This window comes from Tunturiibacter empetritectus (assembly GCF_013410875.1).
Lineage (GTDB): Bacteria > Acidobacteriota > Terriglobia > Terriglobales > Acidobacteriaceae > Edaphobacter > Edaphobacter empetritectus.
The window spans coordinates 2,503,700-2,520,655 of the sequence record NZ_JACCCU010000001.1 but is presented as its reverse complement, the minus strand read 5'-3'; the positions used below and the strand labels follow the sequence as shown (position 1 = coordinate 2,520,655).

20 protein-coding genes are annotated in these 16,956 nt (G+C 58.4%); 10 read left to right on the top strand and 10 right to left on the bottom strand.

Going from position 1 to position 16,956, the window contains the following annotated elements; translation table 11 throughout:
- Positions 1–969 carry an N-acetylmuramic acid 6-phosphate etherase gene (gene murQ / locus HDF08_RS10645; protein ID WP_179582760.1) on the bottom strand — a complete coding sequence of 323 codons (969 nt, stop codon included), beginning with the start codon at positions 967–969 and terminating at the stop codon, positions 1–3.
- A gap of 416 nt (positions 970–1,385) precedes the next feature.
- On the opposite strand from murQ, the gene lepB reads away from it, so the two are divergent.
- Positions 1,386–1,916, top strand: a complete 531-nt coding sequence (lepB, locus tag HDF08_RS10640) for a signal peptidase I (RefSeq protein ID WP_179638935.1) — start codon at positions 1,386–1,388, stop codon at positions 1,914–1,916.
- A 47-nt stretch (positions 1,917–1,963) separates the two neighbouring features.
- Here the strand turns inward: lepB and tpiA are convergent, their stop codons facing one another.
- The 7 genes from tpiA to HDF08_RS10605 form a co-directional block, all read right to left on the bottom strand.
- Entirely contained in the window at positions 1,964–2,725 is a 762-nt protein-coding gene (gene tpiA / locus HDF08_RS10635) for a triose-phosphate isomerase (RefSeq protein WP_179638412.1), read from the bottom strand.
- Between the two features lie 64 nt (positions 2,726–2,789).
- Positions 2,790–4,010, bottom strand: a complete 1,221-nt coding sequence (locus HDF08_RS10630) for a phosphoglycerate kinase (RefSeq protein WP_179638411.1) — start codon at positions 4,008–4,010, stop codon at positions 2,790–2,792.
- Between the two features lies 1 nt (position 4,011).
- Positions 4,012–4,506: a hypothetical protein gene (locus tag HDF08_RS10625; protein ID WP_179638410.1), complete on the bottom strand. Its 495-nt coding sequence runs from the start codon at positions 4,504–4,506 to the stop codon at positions 4,012–4,014.
- 26 nt (positions 4,507–4,532) lie between these two features.
- Positions 4,533–4,907 (bottom strand): RidA family protein, encoded by a 375-nt coding sequence (locus HDF08_RS10620; protein WP_179638409.1) that lies wholly within the window; start codon positions 4,905–4,907, stop codon positions 4,533–4,535.
- Positions 4,908–5,190: 283 nt separating this feature from the next.
- The gene (locus tag HDF08_RS10615; RefSeq protein ID WP_179638408.1) at positions 5,191–5,832 is read right to left on the bottom strand and encodes a pyridoxamine 5'-phosphate oxidase family protein; all 642 of its coding nucleotides are present in this window, start codon (positions 5,830–5,832) and stop codon (positions 5,191–5,193) included.
- 140 nt (positions 5,833–5,972) lie between these two features.
- The gene (gene gap / locus HDF08_RS10610) at positions 5,973–6,983 is read right to left on the bottom strand and encodes a type I glyceraldehyde-3-phosphate dehydrogenase (protein ID WP_179638407.1); all 1,011 of its coding nucleotides are present in this window, start codon (positions 6,981–6,983) and stop codon (positions 5,973–5,975) included.
- A gap of 194 nt (positions 6,984–7,177) precedes the next feature.
- Positions 7,178–7,411 carry a hypothetical protein gene (locus tag HDF08_RS10605; protein WP_179638406.1) on the bottom strand — a complete coding sequence of 78 codons (234 nt, stop codon included), beginning with the start codon at positions 7,409–7,411 and terminating at the stop codon, positions 7,178–7,180.
- A gap of 206 nt (positions 7,412–7,617) precedes the next feature.
- Between HDF08_RS10605 and HDF08_RS10600 the strand changes: the two genes are divergently transcribed.
- The 8 genes from HDF08_RS10600 to HDF08_RS10565 all read left to right on the top strand — a co-directional run bounded on the left by HDF08_RS10600 (position 7,618) and on the right by HDF08_RS10565 (position 13,707).
- Positions 7,618–8,412, top strand: a complete 795-nt coding sequence (locus HDF08_RS10600; RefSeq protein ID WP_179638405.1) for an ATP-binding protein — start codon at positions 7,618–7,620, stop codon at positions 8,410–8,412.
- A gap of 33 nt (positions 8,413–8,445) precedes the next feature.
- A complete protein-coding gene (locus HDF08_RS10595; protein WP_179638404.1) occupies positions 8,446–9,195 on the top strand; it encodes an ATP-binding cassette domain-containing protein in 750 nt (249 codons plus the stop codon).
- Entirely contained in the window at positions 9,192–9,824 is a 633-nt protein-coding gene (locus tag HDF08_RS10590; RefSeq protein ID WP_179638403.1) for an ABC transporter permease, read from the top strand. The genes HDF08_RS10595 and HDF08_RS10590 overlap by 4 nt, the downstream gene beginning before the upstream one ends.
- Before the next feature lies 1 nt (position 9,825).
- On the top strand, positions 9,826–10,371 hold the full coding sequence (locus tag HDF08_RS10585) for a GNAT family N-acetyltransferase (protein WP_179638402.1): 546 nt from the start codon (positions 9,826–9,828) through the stop codon (positions 10,369–10,371).
- Positions 10,371–11,285: a glycine betaine ABC transporter substrate-binding protein gene (locus HDF08_RS10580; protein ID WP_179638401.1), complete on the top strand. Its 915-nt coding sequence runs from the start codon at positions 10,371–10,373 to the stop codon at positions 11,283–11,285. Before HDF08_RS10585 ends, HDF08_RS10580 begins: the two co-directional genes overlap by 1 nt.
- Before the next feature lie 99 nt (positions 11,286–11,384).
- Positions 11,385–11,861, top strand: a complete 477-nt coding sequence (locus HDF08_RS10575) for a DUF1203 domain-containing protein (RefSeq protein WP_179638400.1) — start codon at positions 11,385–11,387, stop codon at positions 11,859–11,861.
- Complete coding sequence (locus tag HDF08_RS10570; RefSeq protein ID WP_179638399.1) at positions 11,861–12,355, top strand: DinB family protein; 495 nt, start codon at positions 11,861–11,863, stop codon at positions 12,353–12,355. The genes HDF08_RS10575 and HDF08_RS10570 overlap by 1 nt, the downstream gene beginning before the upstream one ends.
- A 116-nt stretch (positions 12,356–12,471) precedes the next feature.
- Complete coding sequence (locus HDF08_RS10565; RefSeq protein WP_179638398.1) at positions 12,472–13,707, top strand: DUF3179 domain-containing (seleno)protein; 1,236 nt, start codon at positions 12,472–12,474, stop codon at positions 13,705–13,707.
- A 1-nt stretch (position 13,708) separates the two neighbouring features.
- Here HDF08_RS10565 and ribA read toward each other — a convergent pair whose 3' ends face one another.
- A complete protein-coding gene (gene ribA, locus HDF08_RS10560) occupies positions 13,709–14,347 on the bottom strand; it encodes a GTP cyclohydrolase II (RefSeq protein WP_179638397.1) in 639 nt (212 codons plus the stop codon).
- Positions 14,348–14,438: 91 nt separating this feature from the next.
- On the opposite strand from ribA, the gene HDF08_RS10555 reads away from it, so the two are divergent.
- Entirely contained in the window at positions 14,439–15,842 is a 1,404-nt protein-coding gene (locus tag HDF08_RS10555; RefSeq protein ID WP_179638396.1) for a histidine kinase, read from the top strand.
- Here HDF08_RS10555 and bshA read toward each other — a convergent pair.
- The gene (gene bshA / locus HDF08_RS10550) at positions 15,800–16,951 is read right to left on the bottom strand and encodes an N-acetyl-alpha-D-glucosaminyl L-malate synthase BshA (RefSeq protein WP_179638395.1); all 1,152 of its coding nucleotides are present in this window, start codon (positions 16,949–16,951) and stop codon (positions 15,800–15,802) included. The genes HDF08_RS10555 and bshA overlap by 43 nt on opposite strands.
- Between the last annotated feature and the right edge of the window lie 5 nt (positions 16,952–16,956).

The following is a 16,956-nucleotide window of genomic DNA, read 5'->3' as shown; positions in this document are numbered from 1 at the left end:
TCAGAGTTCGAGGCGAGAGTCGTCAATCGCAAGGCGAACGTTGCCATCCGACTTGGTGAGGCGCCGCACAGCCTCCATCTTGTCGACGTTAGCCTTTAGCATAACGACGGCGATCGGAATTGACTTGCCTGCGGACTTGATGGTGCGGATCGCAGTATCGCGATCGATATCGCACACCTTCATCAGCACGCGAATGCCGCGTTCTACCAGCTTCGCGTTCTTCATGTGCACATTGACCATGAGGTTGTCGTAGACGTACCCGAGCCGCGTCATAGCCCCAGTAGTGATCATGTTCAGCACCATCTTCTGGGCTGACGCAGACTTCATGCGCGTAGAGCCTGAGATAACCTCAGGGCCGACTTCAGTGATGACCGTGGTGTCTGCAACATCGGAGAGCGGGGTATTGAGGTTGCATGTGATCGCGGCGGTCTTAGCTCCCCGAGCCCGCGCATACTCAACCGCGCCGACCACGTAAGGCGTGCGGCCGCTCGCCGAGACTCCGATGACGATGTCTTTGCGGGTCGGGCGTCGTCGGGCGATGTCGCGCTGGCCAATCTCCGGTGAATCCTCGTTCACGTCGGAGGCAGATGCGAGAGCTTTGGGGCCGCCGGCCATTATGTACTGGACTTGCGAAGGAGCGGTGGAGTACGTTGGTGGGCACTCCGAGGCGTCGAGAGAGGCGATGCGGCCGCTGGAGCCGGCTCCTACGTAAATCAGTCGGCCACCATCGCGCAGGGAGCGAGCGACAGTATCGATGACGATAGCGATCTCAGGCAGCGCCTTTTTGACTGCGGTTGCGATCTTGGCGTCTTCGTGATTTATGATTCGGGCGATCTCGAGTGCGGACTTGGTGTCGAGTCCCTCTGAGGCGGCGTTGGCGGTCTCCGTGGTGAGATCGTTGTAGTCTGCTGCGCCACGGTTGACGGGTTTTGGTGTCGGGGCCTGCTCAAGCATGGTAAGGGTTGCCATAAGTTTTCCTACTGTTCTGCTGGGGCAATTCTAGTCCTAACCCTCTCAGATGCGTCAAGAAAGGTTTGCCCCATGCGAGTTATCATAAAGGGGCGGGGTTACGGCAGATGATGATTGGGGTGGCGAACTAAGTCGACCTGTGATATGCAGAAAGTTCTGATTCAAACGAAAAGTTCTCATAAAGTTATAAGGCTGAAGTTAAAGCCTCCGGGGCTTCAGTTGACCGAAGTCTCCACTGAGTACATAAGATGCATCTCGGCTCAATTGGTTTACCCAGGCTGAACGCTCAGGAGACCACACGCCGGCAAGCAGCCTGATGATTGCAACTCTTAGATTGGTGCGTCTAAATGTTAGAGGATTCGGAAGATCGCGTGGAGACCGGGAAGGTTCAGCCGGAACCAGAAAATCGACAGCAGATGGAGCCGTCAGGACAGCGGAAGGGAGTCATGCACTCCTGGCTGCGCGACCTGGTGATCTCGGTAGCGGTATCGGCGTTCATCATCATCTTTCTCTATCAGCCAGTACGAGTAGAGGGAACCAGCATGCTGCCTATGCTGGAGGATCAGGACAGGCTGTTCATCAATAAGATCGCATACCGGCTCGGCGAGATTCAACGCGGCGACGTGGTCGTCTTTCTCTATCCCCATGACCATGAGAAGAGTTACATCAAGCGGGTGATCGCCCTGCCGGGAGATACCCTGCGGATCGATCATGGGCAGGTCATTGTGAACGGAAAACGCATCTCGGAGAGCTATGTGCCAAGGCGGTTTGTCGATGACAGATCGCAACCGGAGATGACTGTGCCGGGAAATGAATACTTTGTGATGGGGGATCATAGGTCGATCTCAAGCGACAGCCGCGACTTCGGGCCAGTCGACCGGAATCTAATCTATGGCAAGGCGGCATTTGTCTACTGGCCGATGGATCAGGCAGGGGTTGTCCGTTAGGCAGGAACAATAGTCGCCGGACAGGGGACAGCACATTTGTTGCCGTATCAGGCCGCGGTGGCGTTACGGACGATCTCTGCAAAGGATTTAGCCTGCAGGCTTGCCCCACCAACCAAAGCCCCGTCGATCTCGGGCTGGGACATCAGGCTGGCGACGTTGTCTGGTTTGACTGAACCGCCGTACAAAATGCGCATGCCACTGGCGCAGGGAGAGCCCAGGTGGGCTGCCACCTCGCGGCGAATGATGGCGTGAGCTTCGTTGGCTTGCTCCGGGGTCGCAACGCTGCCGGTCCCAATCGCCCAGACAGGCTCGTAGGCGATGACGAGGTTCCCGCAAGATGCTCCCTTGATGCCGTTGAGTGCGCAGGCAATCTGCCAGCGCAGAACCGCTTCGGTCAGGCCGGACTGACGCTTGTCGAGCGTCTCGCCAACACAGACAACTGGGATCAGCTCGTGATCGAGGGCGGCCTTCAGTTTCAGATTGACCATGTCGTCAGTCTCGTGGGCGTAGATGCGCCGCTCGGAGTGGCCCAGCAGCACCCGGGTGCAGTCGATGCTTTCAAGCATTGTCGGGGATGTCTGGCCAGTGTAAGGCCCTTCGTTCAGCCAGTGCATCGTCTGGGCGCCGGCGGTGACGTTCGTCCCCTTGGTCGCCTCGATGACGTAGCCAAGCGAAGACATGGTGGGGAAGATCGCAATCTCGCTGGTCGTGTGATCCTTCACCAGAGGAAGAAACTCTCTGAGGAAGGCTAAGGACTCTTTGGGCGTCTTGTACATCTTCCAGTTGGCGGCGATCAATGGCTTTCGCATGTGCGAATCAGTATTCCATTTTCTTTGCGGACTTGGGAAGGACTCTGTCACAACACGTTGGCGACTAGCGAAATCTCTGGTTGTCTGTCAGTGCGGCTACGCCGGGCAACGTCTTGCCTTCGAGGAATTCGAGGCTCGCGCCACCGCCGGTAGAGATGTGGGTGATCCTGTTGGCAAATCCGGACTGCTGGATCGCAGCAACAGAATCTCCGCCACCGACGATGGTGGTGGCGTCGTGATTGCGCGCAACAGCAGCGGCAATCTCGTTTGTGCCGCGAGCGAAGGCAGGCATCTCGAAGACTCCCATGGGGCCGTTCCAGATGATGGTGCGCGCCTCGGCGATCTCCTCCTCAAAGAGCGCAATGGATTTCGAGCCGATGTCGAGCGCCATCATATCTTCCGGGAAGGGACCATCGCCAAAGAACACCTTGGTTTTCGCGTTCGGAGCGAACTTGTCGGCAAGTACGTGGTCAATCGGCAAAAGGAAGCGAACGCCTTTAGCCTTCGCCTTTTCAAGCGCGGCTTTGGCGACGTCGATCTTGTCGATTTCGACCAGCGATTTTCCCGTACTCTGCCCCTGCGCGTTGAGGAACGTATAGGCCATACCTCCGCCGATGATGATGGCGTCAGCCTTTTCCAATAGGTTGTCGATCACCTGGATCTTATCCGACACCTTGGCTCCGCCGATAATCGCGACAAACGGTTTGTCGGGCTCCGTAAGAGCCTTTCCGAGGTAGGTCAACTCCTTCTCCATCAGCAGCCCGGCCGCGGATTGTTTCACGTAGTGGGTGATCCCTTCCGTGGAGGCGTGGGCCCGGTGAGCACTGCCAAACGCATCATTGACGTAGATGTCGCAGAGCGAGGCGAGCTTTTGCGCGAAGACTGGATCGTTGGCCTCTTCCTCCGCGTGGAAGCGAAGGTTCTCAAGCAGCAATGGCTGGCCAGATTCGAGATTGAGCGCCATCTCGCTGGCGACGACACCAATACAGTCAGGCGAGAAAGCTACGTTTTCGTCATCGCCCAGAATGTGGTCGAGCCGGGTGCGGAGATGATCGACAAGCGGACGTAGGCTCATGGAGGCGACCGGCTTGCCTTTGGGGCGGCCCAGATGCGAACAGAGGATGACCTTGGCCTTGTGGCGCAGAGCGTACTCGATCGTCGGGAGAGTCTCGCGAATACGAGTGTCGTCGGTGATGATGCCGTCTTTGAGAGGGACGTTGAAGTCGACGCGAATGAGGACGCGCTTATCGGTGAGGTCGAGGTCGCGGATCGATAGCTTGGCCATGTCAGTTAGAGGATACCCGAGATGATGGTGAGAAGCGTCGATTGGCCAAAGATATGGGTAAGCCGACCAGAAAAACCATCGCGGCGATGCTATTAAGGAGAACCGCGGGAGCTGGATTCGGATTATTCCTCGGGTAAAGATTCGTGTGCGGAAGCACCAGGTGGTACATCACCGCATAGATGAACGCTCCATACAATAGGCCGGCCGTGATCGCGTGGTCGGCAAGAAACGGAACGGCACGCGCTACGAGGACGAAGAGCGTCGCCCAGACCAGTGCGATGAAGAGATGCGCAGCCAGACCGAGGAGGACGCTGGGGATGCCGTCAGAGTACGCGGCGCGGCCAAGGATGCCGCTCGCGATGGACTGCGGGATCTGCCTTGGAGGTATTCCGCGCAGACCATAGAAGATGATCGGATCGATCATGTCCAACAGCGCGGCTACCATCGCGCCGACCAGGATGGCCTTCGGGACGGAGCGGTTTGGATCGCTTGGCATGGGGAATTCTAAAACATCCCGAGCTGCTATTCGGAGATCAAGGCGTCGGCTTCGATCTCGATGCGCCACTTGGGGTTGAGCAGCGCGGCGACGACCACCATAGTGGCGGCGGGACGAATATGCCCGAAGAACTGGCCGTGAACGCGGCCGACGGCCTCCCAGTCTTCGGCGCGGGTGAGGTACATGCGAGTGCGGTACACCTGCTCGATAGAGCTGCCGGCGTTTTTGAGCGCTGTGGCGATCAAGGTCAGACACTGTTCAGTTTGTTCGGCGACTGCTGCATTGTCTGCACCCACCGGACCGGTTCCGGAGACGTGGACGTAATTGTCGATGCGGACGGCGCGCGAAAAGCCGATGATCGGCTCGAAGGGGGAGGTGCCGGGAATGTTTTTTCGTGTCATTTTTTATTTTGTGGTGAATGTGCGTTTTTGTGGGGGTTTTGGCGAAAAGGCGTGTTTTCGTGTGGTGTTTTTGTGGTCTAGATGTGGTGATTTGCGTGGCTGATGTGGTGTTTTAGCAGTCACTTTTTCGGGTGCTAACAATGCGCCATCTTTTTCAACTTTTTTGTCAGGAGTGTTCTTTTGAAGTTACGCTGCGCGTTTGCACCCCCAGTATTCCTGCGAACCAGCAGATTGTGTACGCTCGCAGATCGGCTCCTCATGCAGAGAAAGATCAGGCAGCGCTTCAGGCTCGTTCGATCTTCGATCGGGCGCGAAGCTCCTCGCGCAGCTTTGCGTTCTCGGCGTCCAGCTTTGCGAGTCTTTCAGAGAGAGGCGCGATGACCTCCTGAATCTGCTCAGCAGTGTAGCGAGGGGTGATGTGCTGCGGGCAGTTCCAGTCGAAGCCTTCGACGTGGATTAGGATGACTCGCTCGACGACCGAAGACTTCTCCGTGGGCCGGAAGGATTCGATCAGCGCTGGGGCTTCGGAGTCGTGCTCATGGATTTCGACGCGGCCAAGGATCTTGAGGCGTGTCTGGTTGGGGTAGTCCATGAAGAAAAGAGCGACACGCGCGTCGTGATCGAAGTTTCCCAGGCTGATGTACTGCTTGTTGCCGCGCAGGTCCGCGAAGCCGAGGAGGCCGGGCTCGATGACGCGGACGAAGCCCTTTGGGCCGCCGCGGTGCTGTACGTAAGGCCAGCCTGTCTCGCTGACCGAAGCCATGTAGAAGCTGTCCCGCAGCGCGATGAAGGCCTGCTCGTCTGGGCCAAGCGTGTTTCCCGACGGTGATTGTTCCGCCATCCGCTCATACTGGCGCCGGCTGCCGTACTCCTGCTGGTGTTGTTTGACGAGTGGGGTGAATGCCAATTCCTGAAAGCGACCCATGACGTGCTCGATCCGGGCAGGTGGACTCGCTGCCTGAACTATTGATTCACGACGGGGCCGGTTGGATGCAGAAGGAACCAGGATGCAGAAGGAACCCTGGCAGGGTTGAATACGGGACCCTGCCAGGGCGCAGAAGGCGCTTACAGCCCTTTTTTGACGAGGAAGAGAATGAGATCCTTCACCCGGCTGGAGTAGCCCCACTCGTTGTCGTACCAGCTGATCACCTTGCCGGTGTTCTGGCCGACAACCTTGGTCAGCTTGCTGTCGACGATGCTGCTGAGCGGGTTGCCCTTGAAGTCGGAGGAGACGAGCTCTTCCTCCGTGAATCCCAGAATCCCCTTCAGTTCGCCATCGGCAGCCTTCTTGAGGGCTTCGTTGATCGACTTTTCGGTGATGGGCTTCTCGGAGACGAAGGTGAGGTCGACCACCGAGACGTTCGGGGTCGGGACGCGCATCGAGAAGCCGTCGAGCTTTCCGTCCATTGCAGGAACGACGAGCCTCAGGGCTTTGGCGGCGCCGGTGCTCGACGGAATCATCGAGAGGGCGGCAGCGCGGGCGCGGCGCAGATCCTTGTGCGGCGTATCGAGAATCACCTGGTCGTTGGTGTAGCTGTGGATCGTGGTCATAATGCCGGAGGCGATGCCGAAGGTATCGTGCAGCACCTTGACCACGGGCGCGAGACAGTTGGTCGTGCAGCTCGCATTCGAGATGATGTTGTGCTTGGCCGCCTCGTACTTGCCGTCGTTTACGCCGAGCACGAGGGTGATGTCCTCGTTGGTGGCGGGCGCGGAGATGATGACCTTCTTTACGGTGCTGCCAAGATGAGCCTTGGCCTTTTCGGCGTCGGTAAAGAAGCCGGTGGACTCAACGACGATCTGCGCACCGACCGAGGCCCAGTCCAGCTTGGCCGGATCGCGCTCGGCGAAGACCTTGATCTTCTTCCCATCGACCGCGATGAAATCGGCTCCGTGGGTGATCTCGTTCTTCAGGTTGCCGAGGATGGAGTCGTACTTGAGGAGGTGGGCCAGGGTGGCGGGAGTGGTGAGGTCGTTTACGGCTACGAATTCAATGTCGGGGTTGCCTAAAGCGGAGCGGAAGACGTTGCGTCCAATGCGGCCGAAGCCGTTGATGCCTACCTTTACAGCTGCCATGATTTTCGGTTGCTCCTGTCGTGTTTACGGCGTTATAGGTGCGTGTGACCATTGTAGAACGCGACGAACGGCTCTGCACGCGATCAGAGCAGGATGATGTCGCCGACGCGAAGGCGGCGCAGACTGTGGTGCGCAACTTCTCTCACTACTCATCTGGGAGAGAAGTTGCGACGAATGGCCGCGAACCACATCTTTTAGAACTTGAAGAACTTCTCGCGAAGAGCATCTTCGTAGTTTTTCTTGGCCTCTTTTGCCTTTTCTCGGGCATCTTCCTCGCGAAAATCCGCAGCCTCCCAAGCGTCGATCTCTGCTTCGGAGTGATCAACTGAGGCGAGCGCCTCTTCTTCGCGGATAGCGGTGATCCATTGATCGACAGCTTCTTTATATGCAGCCTGCATCTGGTTCAGATCGGAGACTTCGACGGCCATGGTCCACCTCTTTTACTCGCGACACTACCGCAGATATGTGAAAAGACGATGTAACCCGCTGAGAAAAGGGGAGATGAGGGTAGACAATTCCGGGTTAGAGGAGTGGCCGAAGGAGTACCGCGCGAGGTGCGACGGATTTGCGGGAGCCTTCCGCGCTGTGTTACAAGCGTCGTATGCGCGAATTGCGCGAATGGATAAGCGAAAAGATGAGACGACGCCCTAGACGTGGACCGAACGATTCCGAGTCCACGGGGAAAAGTGGGCAGGAGTTGCCCTCGAACCAGCCAGCTCCCCTGAGACCAACCTACCCGGAGGCCGCGCCGGTACGCGGCGCGGAGCCCGAGCCAGTCAAAGCCGAACGGACAGTGGAACCGCCGACCGTGCCCGCAGCAGAGCATTCAGCGCCAACCGAATCCGCCGAACCAAAGATGGTGATGGAGACTCAGCCCGAGTCGCTGGCCACTCCGCCTGCAGAGCTGACGGCGACCAAGTCGCCCAAGGGCTATGTTGTACTTGCGATCGGTCTGCCCGGTTCCGGCAAGACGACCTGGTACAAGCGCCGCGGCGTAACTCCGTTGTCGAGCGATCTTCTGCGCACCCTCCTCTTCGACGACATCACCGAACAGCGCTATCAGGGCCTCGTCTTTTCGACGCTGCGAAGCCTGCTGCGCGCCCGGCTGATCGCCAAGATGCCGTGGAACTACGTGGACGCGACGAACCTCTCGCCACACGAGCGCAGGCAGTGGATCAAGATGGCCAAGAGCTTCGGCTACGAGGTGCAGGCTGTGTTCTTCGACGTGCCATTGGCCGTCTGCATGGAGCGCAACTCCAAGCGCGATCGCCAGGTGACCGACGAGGTGATGCAGAAGATGGCCGAGCGCCTGAAGCCGCCCACCTTCAAGGAAGGCTTCGAGAAGATCACGGTGGTGCGCGTGAAGGGCCAGCCCGGCGCGGCAGGAGAGCCGGCATCTGCAGAGGCTATCCCCGAGACCGCAGAATAAACTCGCAGTTCGCCACAGGTTAGAGTAGGAGACATGCCCACGGTTGGCGTTGAGTTCGCGAAGGTGAGCTATACGCTGGCGGGTGGGCGTGTTTTATTGCGCGACATCTTTCTGCAGCTAGAGGCGGGAACCACTACGGCTCTGCTGGGACGGAGCGGGTCCGGCAAGACCACGCTGCTGCGCATGGTGAACAATCTGGTGACGCCCAGCATAGGTGAGGTGCTCGTCGCAGGCCATCGAACACAAGATGCCGACACCATAGCGCTCAGGCGCAGTATCGGCTACGTCATTCAGGAGACCGGCTTGTTTCCTCACATGACCGTGGAGCGAAACGCCGGCATGGCGCTGGAGCTTGCAGGACGCTCGAAGGACGAGATTGCGGCTCGCGTCCGCGAGATGATGTCGCTGGTCGGACTCGAGTATGAAGAGTTTCGCGGACGATACCCGTGGCAGCTCTCAGGCGGTCAGCGACAGCGCGTAGGGCTTGCACGCGCACTCGCAACCGACCCAACCGTGCTGTTGATGGATGAGCCCCTTGGCGCCCTCGATCCTCTGACGCGCGCCGAGATGCAGACCATGTTGCGCGATCTGCTGAAGAAGGTTGGCAAGACTGTCCTGCTCGTAACTCATGACCTGGACGAGGCCTTGTACCTGGCCCGACGCGTCGTCTTTCTGTCTGAAGGCACTGTGGTGGCAGATCTCGCCGCAGAAGAAGTTTTGCGGTCAGAAAATCTTCATGTAAAAGATTATGTTCATGCTGTACATCGCGCGGTGCAAGCATGACCGACTTTCTTCGCCAAAACGGATACGACATTGGCCGTCTAACCTTCGAACACCTCTGGCTTACGTTGTCGGCGATGTTGCTGGCCGCTGCCATTGGTCTGCCATTGGGTATCCTGCTAACCCGAAGGCAGAGACTCGCCAAGCCCGTCATTGGGTTTGCGAACATACTGCAGACTGTCCCCAGCCTCGCGCTGTTTGGCCTGCTCCTGCCTGTGCCGTGGTTGGGAGAAAATGCAGCACGGCTGGCGATCCTGGCTTTAACCGGCTACGCCCTCTTGCCCATCCTGCGGAACACCTATGCCGGAATCGGAAGCCTGGATCCCGCGCTGATCGACGTGGCCAACGCAATGGGGATGACCTCGTGGCAACGGCTCATGAAGGTAGAGCTACCGCTGGCTGCGAGCGTGATTCTGGCCGGCCTCCGAACCGCAACTGTGACCTGTGTTGGCGTCGCTACCATCGCTGCGGCGATCGGCGCAGGCGGCCTGGGAGAGCTGATCTTTCGCGGTGTTGCCAGCGTCGACAACGGCCTTGTACTGGCCGGGGCCATTCCCGCCGCACTGCTCGCGCTTCTAGCCGACGCGGGTCTGGGACTTCTCGAGAGACGTCTGGCCGTGAGGCGCGTCTGAGATGATCGTCCTCGAATCCGAGAGAATGCTCTTCCGCCCGCATGAGGCCGCGGACCTCGAGGCTTTCTGCGCGATGGAGCAGGATCCGGATGTTCGCCGATACGTTGGGGGCGCTCCGCGAACCAGAGAGGTCGCCGAAGAAAGATTCTGGAACCGAATCATGCAGAGAGTGGATGACAGGCTGGCCATGTGGGCCTGTGTGTTGAAATCGAACGGTGACTATATCGGCCGTTGCGGCCTCTACGCAAACGTGCAGGGAGACGAAAGAATCCCAGGGGAGGCGGTTCTGGGCTACTATCTGCGCCGGGATTTTTGGGGGCAGGGTCTTGCAACTGAAGCTGCGCGTGCCTTCGTGACCTTCGGCTTTGAAGAATTGAAGCTGAACCGCATCGTCTCAACCGTACAGGAGGGCAACGAACCATCCCTGCACATCTTGAAGAAACTTGGATTCGTCGTTACCGACTACGAGCAGGGAACGAGATCGTTTTATAAATTCGAACTAAAGGCTCCGGTCACGCAGAAAATCTCTGCAGGAGAAGCGAGTTGATGAAATCGAGCCAACTCCATCCGGCGAGCCTCATCGCCGCTCTCTTCTGCCTGCTCGCCATCGCATGCGCGCCGCCGCGATCCTCTCGCATCACGATCGGCGCCAAGAACTTCACCGAGCAGGTTGTCCTCGGAGAGATGCTCGCCCAGGAGATCGAGGCCATTACCGGCGAGCAGGTAGACAGACGTTTCTACCTGGCAGGAAGTTACCTCTGTCAGCAGGCGCTGGTAAGCGGACGCATCGATGGATACGTGGAGTACACAGGCACGGCGCTGACCGCCATCCTCAAGCAGCCACTCCCGCCTGTAGGACAGCGCGATGAGGCCACGGTCTTTCGTGAGGTAAGCAGTCTGTACGCATCGAGGTATCACGTAAAGGTAGGCCCTGGGTTGGGCTTCGAGGACACGTTCGCGATGGTGGTGCGCGGCGACGATGCGAAGCGTCTGGGCGTGAAGACAATCTCAGACGCGGTGAAGACGCCGCCTGATCCCAACGGCTGGAGGCTTGGTGTCGGCTACGAGTTCCAATCCCGGCCGGATGGTCTACGCGGCCTCGAGGCGACCTACGGCCTGAGATTCGCAGGCGATCCCCGAACCATGGATCTCGGACTCCTCTATCGCGCCTTGTCCAGCAATCAGGTAGACATGGTCGCGGGCAACTCCACCGATGGCCCCATACGAGCTTTGGGCTTCGTCGTATTGGAAGACGACAAGCACTACTTCCCTCCGTACGAGGCGGTCCCGTTGATCAGAGAAGATTCGCTGCAACGACATCCGGGAATTCAGGGCGCCATGGACAGGCTTGCAGGCAAGGTGAGCGCAGACGAGGTGCGTGGGATGAACTACGCCGTAGACTCCGAGCACAGGGATGTGGCAGAGGTAGTGAGAGAGTTTCGCAAGTCGAAGGGTCTTTAAGAAGGGCTCTAAGTTTGAGCGAACAATTCGGAGTGTGTGCCCTGACGTTGGTCGTGCAAAATTCCTCCAGTGATTGAGCCCAATGACTGGAGAGACGAGATGAGCGAGTTGAGAATAGTTGCGGTTGCAAGCGATCTGGCACAAAAGGTAAGAGAGTCGAGGCTATCGCCGGGATACGGGCATCCTGTAACTGCAAAGGTTGCAACCGGACATGGCCCTTGCAGGCACTGCTTACGACCATTTGTCATCGGGCAGGAGGTGCGACTTTTGTTTACCTTGAATACCTTCGACGGAGTAGCACCCATACCCCAGCCAGGGCCGGTGTTTATTCACGAAGCGGAGTGCGAGCGATATGCGGAACAAGCTGGTTATCCCGAAGAACTCTTGCCCTTCGGTGCGGTGATCGACGGATATGATGCAGACCAGATTGTGCGGCGGCGTGAAACCGTAACCGACGGATCGCAGCCAGCTGTTATTGAACAACTCATGCGCGATCCGATGGTGCGCTACGTAATAGTTCGCGACGGTAAAGCCGGCTGTTATGACTTTCGCGTTGAGCGACGGGAGGGATCTTGATGGTCGAACCATGGCTGCGAGGGACGTTGACCGAAGTCGATGCAGTGCGGCGACAGGTCCTGCACGCGCTGGAACTGGCGGCGGAAGATGTCGAGCGATGGTGCGCAGGACTAAGCGATAACGAGATGAACGCAAGACCGTTTGGAATCGCACCGGTCGCCTTTCATCTGCGTCATATCGTGCGAAGTCTGGACCGTCTATTAACCTACGCGGAGGGGCGAGCTCTATCCGGTACGCAGATGGATGCGTTGGGCAGTGAGATGGCGAGCGCATCTGCCGAGTCTGTACTCGACGAGGTGCGAGCTGGTCTCGACGAAGCGCGACGGCGCGTGCTAATGATCTTGCAGGAAAACTATGAAGAACCGCGAGCAGTAGGCCGATCCCTGTTGCCGAGCACAGTAGGCGGACTTCTCGTCCACTGTGCAGAGCACACGCAGCGGCACGTCGGGCAGGCCATCACAACGGCGAAGGTCGTGATGGGAGCACGCCCGTAATGATCGTAACCCTCCCCGAACGTTCTCTGAAAAAACACAGTCATCCCAGAGGTGGAGAGAAAGATCCTCCATTTGCATGGTTGACTGTTCCGACCAGGCCGCGTTGAATCGCTGCGATGAAGAACATGCCACAGACGCAACAGATAGATGCGGTACGAAACAAATCTGGATATCTTCTTGCCTTGGCGTCGGTATCCGCCATCGTTTCGGCGGCCTGTGTCGCCATCCCGATGTTTGTCATTCGCCCGTTCCGCCCACAGGGTGCGCGTGAGCTGGAGATTGCTCTGGCCGTTCGTCACGCCGGTCCCTGGCTTGCGGGTGTGTGCGTTGCCGCCGTGCTGATCGTGGTCTTTCTTCTCTGGAAGAACGTACGGATCGGTGCTCGGATAGGACTGATCTGCCTGCTTCTGCTTGCGTTCGCGGGAGCAATTTTTACCCATATCAATATCTTCGAAAAGATGTTCCACCCCTACGATTCGCCCTCTTTCGAAAGCGCAGACGAGGCAAGAGTCGATCCTGACGATAAGGTGTTAGCGGTCACAGTGGGGCAGGAAGCCCGAGCTTATCCGATCCGCACTATGGGCTATCACCACATCGTCAACGACACGGTAGGCGGCGTCCCGATCGCCGTGACCTACTGCACGTTATGTCATACCGGGCTCGTGTGGAGTCGCATCGTCGATGGAAAGTTGTTGCACTTTCGTCTGGCCGGCATCAACAACGGCAACGCTCTTCTGCGCGATGAGCAGACCAGCAGCATCTGGCAGCAGAGCACCGGCGAGGCCATCTTCGGACCACTGAAGGGGCAGCAGCTGGAGGTTGTGCGCAGCGACGAACTGACGTTTGCCCTATGGAAGAGCGAGCAGCCGCACGGTCAGGTCTTGAAGCCGGACCCACTCTATGCGTCGGAGTACGATCCGAAAGACTGGGAGAAGCATGTCGCGAAGACGCCAACTGTGGTGGACACGAGCCGCTCCGGCATCGCCCCCCATCAACTGATGCTGGGAGTTACCGTAGCGGGGCAGAGCAAGGCCTATCCGATCGAGTCTATCCTCGGGGCAAAGCTGATTCAGGATCGGGTCGGAGACCAACCCCTCATCGTGGTGGTCGGGCGCGACGGCGCATCGATCAGAGTCTTCGACGGAATGCTCGAGAACAGGCACCTGACCTTTGCTCAAGGTACAGGGGACCAGAGACTCACCGATATCGATACGGGCAGCGTCTGGAACTTCCAGGGATGCGCAATAGAGGGAACACTGACAGGGCGCTGTCTTACGGAGATCGACGCACACAAGGACTACTGGTTCGACTGGATAAATCACCATCCTGAATCAGCGGTCTTCAAGAATTGAGCTAGCTGACCAGGTGGCCCATCTTCTCGCGCTTGGTCTGGAGGTAGCGTTCGTTGGTCGGCTCGCTCGGAACTTCGGCCGAGATGCGCTCAACCACCTTGATGCCTGCAAGCTCCAGCGCTTCCACCTTCTCCGGATTGTTCGTGATAAGCCGAACCTCAGAGATCCCCATCTGTTTGAGGATCTGCGCGGGCAGCTCGAAGTGGCGGCAGTCGGCCTCGTAGCCCAGTTCTAGATTCGCCTCGATGGTATCCAACCCCTTATCCTGCAACTCATACGCGCGCAGCTTCGCCATCAGGCCGATGCCGCGTCCCTCCTGCTGTTCGTAGAGCAAAATACCCGTGCCGGCTTCGGTAATAGTGGCCATGGCAAGCTCAAACTGCTGACGGCAGTCGCAACGCAATGAGTGAAAGACATCGCCGGTCAAGCACTGCGAGTGTATCCGCACAATCGGAGGCGCAGCGTTGACGTCACCCATCACCAGAGCCACGGCTCCCTCGACGCGCACAGCCGGTGGAGGAATGTTGTCGTTGCAGGCGGCCGGGTTTTCAATGACACCCTCATAGCCGAGGATTCGGAAGTGCCCCCAGCGGGTCGGGAAGTCGGCGTCGGCTACTTTGGTCACACTTACAAGCGGCATCGCTTGATTATACGTTTCCTGCTTCATGACCATTAGACTGTTCGGACCGGCCGTTGGATGCGAAGTTGCATCAGGAGCGTAAAGTAGACGTGTGACCCAGCCCGATCCCAAGCTGATCCTGATTACGCTGCTGATTGAACTGGGCGTAGCTGCGGCGTTTTCAAGCTCCCTGGCGCGATCGAACCGCTTCAAGAATCTGCTCCTTTTGTCGCGGCGAACTCCACGCCAGACAATGTGGCTCGTCATCATTATCTGCGTGCCGCTGACCCTCGGGGTATGGGTCCGCACCACCGTGCCCAACTTTCTGGCAGCCGATCTCTCTCTCGAGATCACGATCCTCCTGGGAATTCTCGTAGGGCCACTGGCAGCCATGGCTGGCGGAGCGACTTTGGCAATTCCCGCCGTTCTGCACCATGAGTACTGGGCGCTTCCAGTCAATCTCGCCATCGCCGCCATCGCTGGAGCCTTCGGCCGCTTTGCCGACCCCGAAGATGTATGGTCGTTCTCCCCGATGATCGACCTGAGCATCTATCGCTGGGTCACGCGGAACCTACGGCGGCCGCAGCTCGATCGTCAAATTCTGTTGCTGCTGCTGGTCGCGACGATGCAGCTCGGAACCAGCGCTCTATCGCATTACTTTCCTCACCGCTACTTCGAACTTAACTCCAGAGAGTGGTGGGTCCAGCTGTTGATCTGCGCCACCGCGCCCATCGTCGTCGGAATTCCGCTCAAGATCTGGAACGCAATCCGTGTCGAAAGAAAGCTGGAAGAGCAGGGAAGACTACTGCTCGAGGCCCGTCTGGACGCGTTACAACGGCAGATTAACCCGCACTTTCTATTCAACACACTGAACTCGATCACCTCTCTGGTTCGCTCGCAGCCCGAACTCGCGCGCGAAATGATCGTCAAACTCGCCAACATCCTCCGTGTGCTTCTGAAAGATCGCGAGGCCTTCCTGCCGCTCCGTGAGGAGCTGCGCTTCACCGATGACTATCTGGATATCGAGGTAGTGCGCTTCGGCGACAAGCTGAAGGTAGTCAAAGAGATTGCAGACGACACGCTCGACATCGTGGTCCCCGGAATGCTCCTCCAGCCGCTCATTGAAAACAGCATCAAGCATGGCCTCGAGCCGCGAATCAGCGGCGGCACGGTCACCATCCGAAGCCGGATTACGCAAGAAAAAAGGTTGATGGTCGAGGTCGAGGATGACGGAGTCGGGATGGCTCCTGATCGCATCGACGTCTCTCTGGTCAGCGGTCTGGTTCGTCCTGGAAACGGCATCGGGGTACGAAACGTCCGCGAGCGCATGCAGGTCTTGTACGGCGATCTTGCGGCCGTCGAAATCAACAGCCGTCCGGGCCGTGGCACAAAGGTTACGCTGCTGATGCCGATTCTCGACGCCGGAGCCGAGGCCTGGGGACCGATCGGAGGCGCGGCCGGTCAGGCCATCAGTCACTTGGTGGAAGACGCCGTGCGCGCTATGACGCGGTCGTAATAATCCTCGTAAAGCGGAATAACTCGAGAGGCGCAGAAGTGATCCTGCGCTGTCTTGCGGCCTGCTCGTGCCATCGCCTCGAGGCGTGGCTGATCGCTGAGAAGCGAGATAGCAGCGGTGGACATGGAGTCAACGTCGCCCACATTGAAGAGGAGGCCATTGTGTTCATCTTGAATAAGCTCGGGGACGCCTCCGACGCGTGTTCCTATAGTTGGCACACTGCACGCCATGGCCTCCAGCGCCGCCAGCCCGAACGACTCCATCTCGCTGGGCATCAGCATCAGGTCAGCCAGCGGCAGCAACTCATTGACGTTATCCTGCTTCCCGATGAAGTGCACGCGATCCTGCACGTTGTGTTCGCGGGCAAGATACTCGGCGACGCTGCGGTCAGGGCCATCACCGATCAGCATCAGCCGCGCCGGCATGGCCTTGGCGACGCGGGCAAAGACACTCACAACATCCTGAATGCGTTTGACTGGCCGAAAGTTGGAGAGGTGAACCAGAAGCCGCTCGTTCGGCTCCGCAAAGCGCGGACGCATCGCAGCCACCAGCTCCGGATTGCGAAGGTAAACATCGCAGTTCACGAAGTTGCGGACAACCTCGATCTCAGAGGTGATGGCGAAGGCCTCGCGGGTGCGGTCGCGCAGGTAGCTCGAGATGCTGGTAACCCCATCCGACTGCTCGATGCCGAACTTCGTAATGGGAAGATACGAGCGATCCAGCCCCACCAGCGTGATGTCGGTGCCATGAAGTGTCGTGATAAACGGCAGATGAATTCCCCGCGTAGCAAGCATCTGTCGCGCCAGCAACGCGCTCACAGAGTGAGGAATCGCATAGTGAACATGCAGCAGATCCAGCGAATAAAACTCGGCGACCTCGGCCATCCGAGTAGCCAGCGCGAGATCGTAGGGCGGATGTTCAAACAGCGGATAGTTTGAAACCGCAACCTCGTGGAAGTGAATATTCGACTCACGGCCACTGAGACGAAAAGGCTGCGAGTAGGTGATGAAGTGAATCTCGTGGCCGCGGGCAGCCAGTTCAATACCAAGCTCAGTGGCGACGACACCGCTGCCGCCGTAGGTGGGATAACAGGTGATGCCGATCTTCATAGTCT

Coding starts and splice junctions, on each gene's coding strand:
- HDF08_RS10620 (WP_179638409.1), bottom strand. CDS start 4,907: ATGACACGAAAAAACATTCCCGGCACCTCCCCCTTCGAGCCGATCATC.
- tpiA (WP_179638412.1), bottom strand. CDS start 2,725: ATGCGAAAGCCATTGATCGCCGCCAACTGGAAGATGTACAAGACGCCC.
- HDF08_RS10605 (WP_179638406.1), bottom strand. CDS start 7,411: ATGGCCGTCGAAGTCTCCGATCTGAACCAGATGCAGGCTGCATATAAA.
- HDF08_RS10585 (WP_179638402.1), top strand. CDS start 9,826: ATGATCGTCCTCGAATCCGAGAGAATGCTCTTCCGCCCGCATGAGGCC.
- HDF08_RS10615 (WP_179638408.1), bottom strand. CDS start 5,832: ATGGGTCGCTTTCAGGAATTGGCATTCACCCCACTCGTCAAACAACAC.
- lepB (WP_179638935.1), top strand. CDS start 1,386: ATGGAGCCGTCAGGACAGCGGAAGGGAGTCATGCACTCCTGGCTGCGC.
- HDF08_RS10565 (WP_179638398.1), top strand. CDS start 12,472: ATGAAGAACATGCCACAGACGCAACAGATAGATGCGGTACGAAACAAA.
- HDF08_RS10590 (WP_179638403.1), top strand. CDS start 9,192: ATGACCGACTTTCTTCGCCAAAACGGATACGACATTGGCCGTCTAACC.
- HDF08_RS10625 (WP_179638410.1), bottom strand. CDS start 4,506: ATGCCAAGCGATCCAAACCGCTCCGTCCCGAAGGCCATCCTGGTCGGC.
- gap (WP_179638407.1), bottom strand. CDS start 6,983: ATGGCAGCTGTAAAGGTAGGCATCAACGGCTTCGGCCGCATTGGACGC.
- HDF08_RS10570 (WP_179638399.1), top strand. CDS start 11,861: ATGGTCGAACCATGGCTGCGAGGGACGTTGACCGAAGTCGATGCAGTG.
- HDF08_RS10580 (WP_179638401.1), top strand. CDS start 10,371: ATGAAATCGAGCCAACTCCATCCGGCGAGCCTCATCGCCGCTCTCTTC.
- murQ (WP_179582760.1), bottom strand. CDS start 969: ATGGCAACCCTTACCATGCTTGAGCAGGCCCCGACACCAAAACCCGTC.
- HDF08_RS10630 (WP_179638411.1), bottom strand. CDS start 4,010: ATGGCCAAGCTATCGATCCGCGACCTCGACCTCACCGATAAGCGCGTC.
- HDF08_RS10595 (WP_179638404.1), top strand. CDS start 8,446: ATGCCCACGGTTGGCGTTGAGTTCGCGAAGGTGAGCTATACGCTGGCG.
- HDF08_RS10600 (WP_179638405.1), top strand. CDS start 7,618: ATGAGACGACGCCCTAGACGTGGACCGAACGATTCCGAGTCCACGGGG.
- bshA (WP_179638395.1), bottom strand. CDS start 16,951: ATGAAGATCGGCATCACCTGTTATCCCACCTACGGCGGCAGCGGTGTC.
- HDF08_RS10575 (WP_179638400.1), top strand. CDS start 11,385: ATGAGCGAGTTGAGAATAGTTGCGGTTGCAAGCGATCTGGCACAAAAG.
- ribA (WP_179638397.1), bottom strand. CDS start 14,347: ATGCCGCTTGTAAGTGTGACCAAAGTAGCCGACGCCGACTTCCCGACC.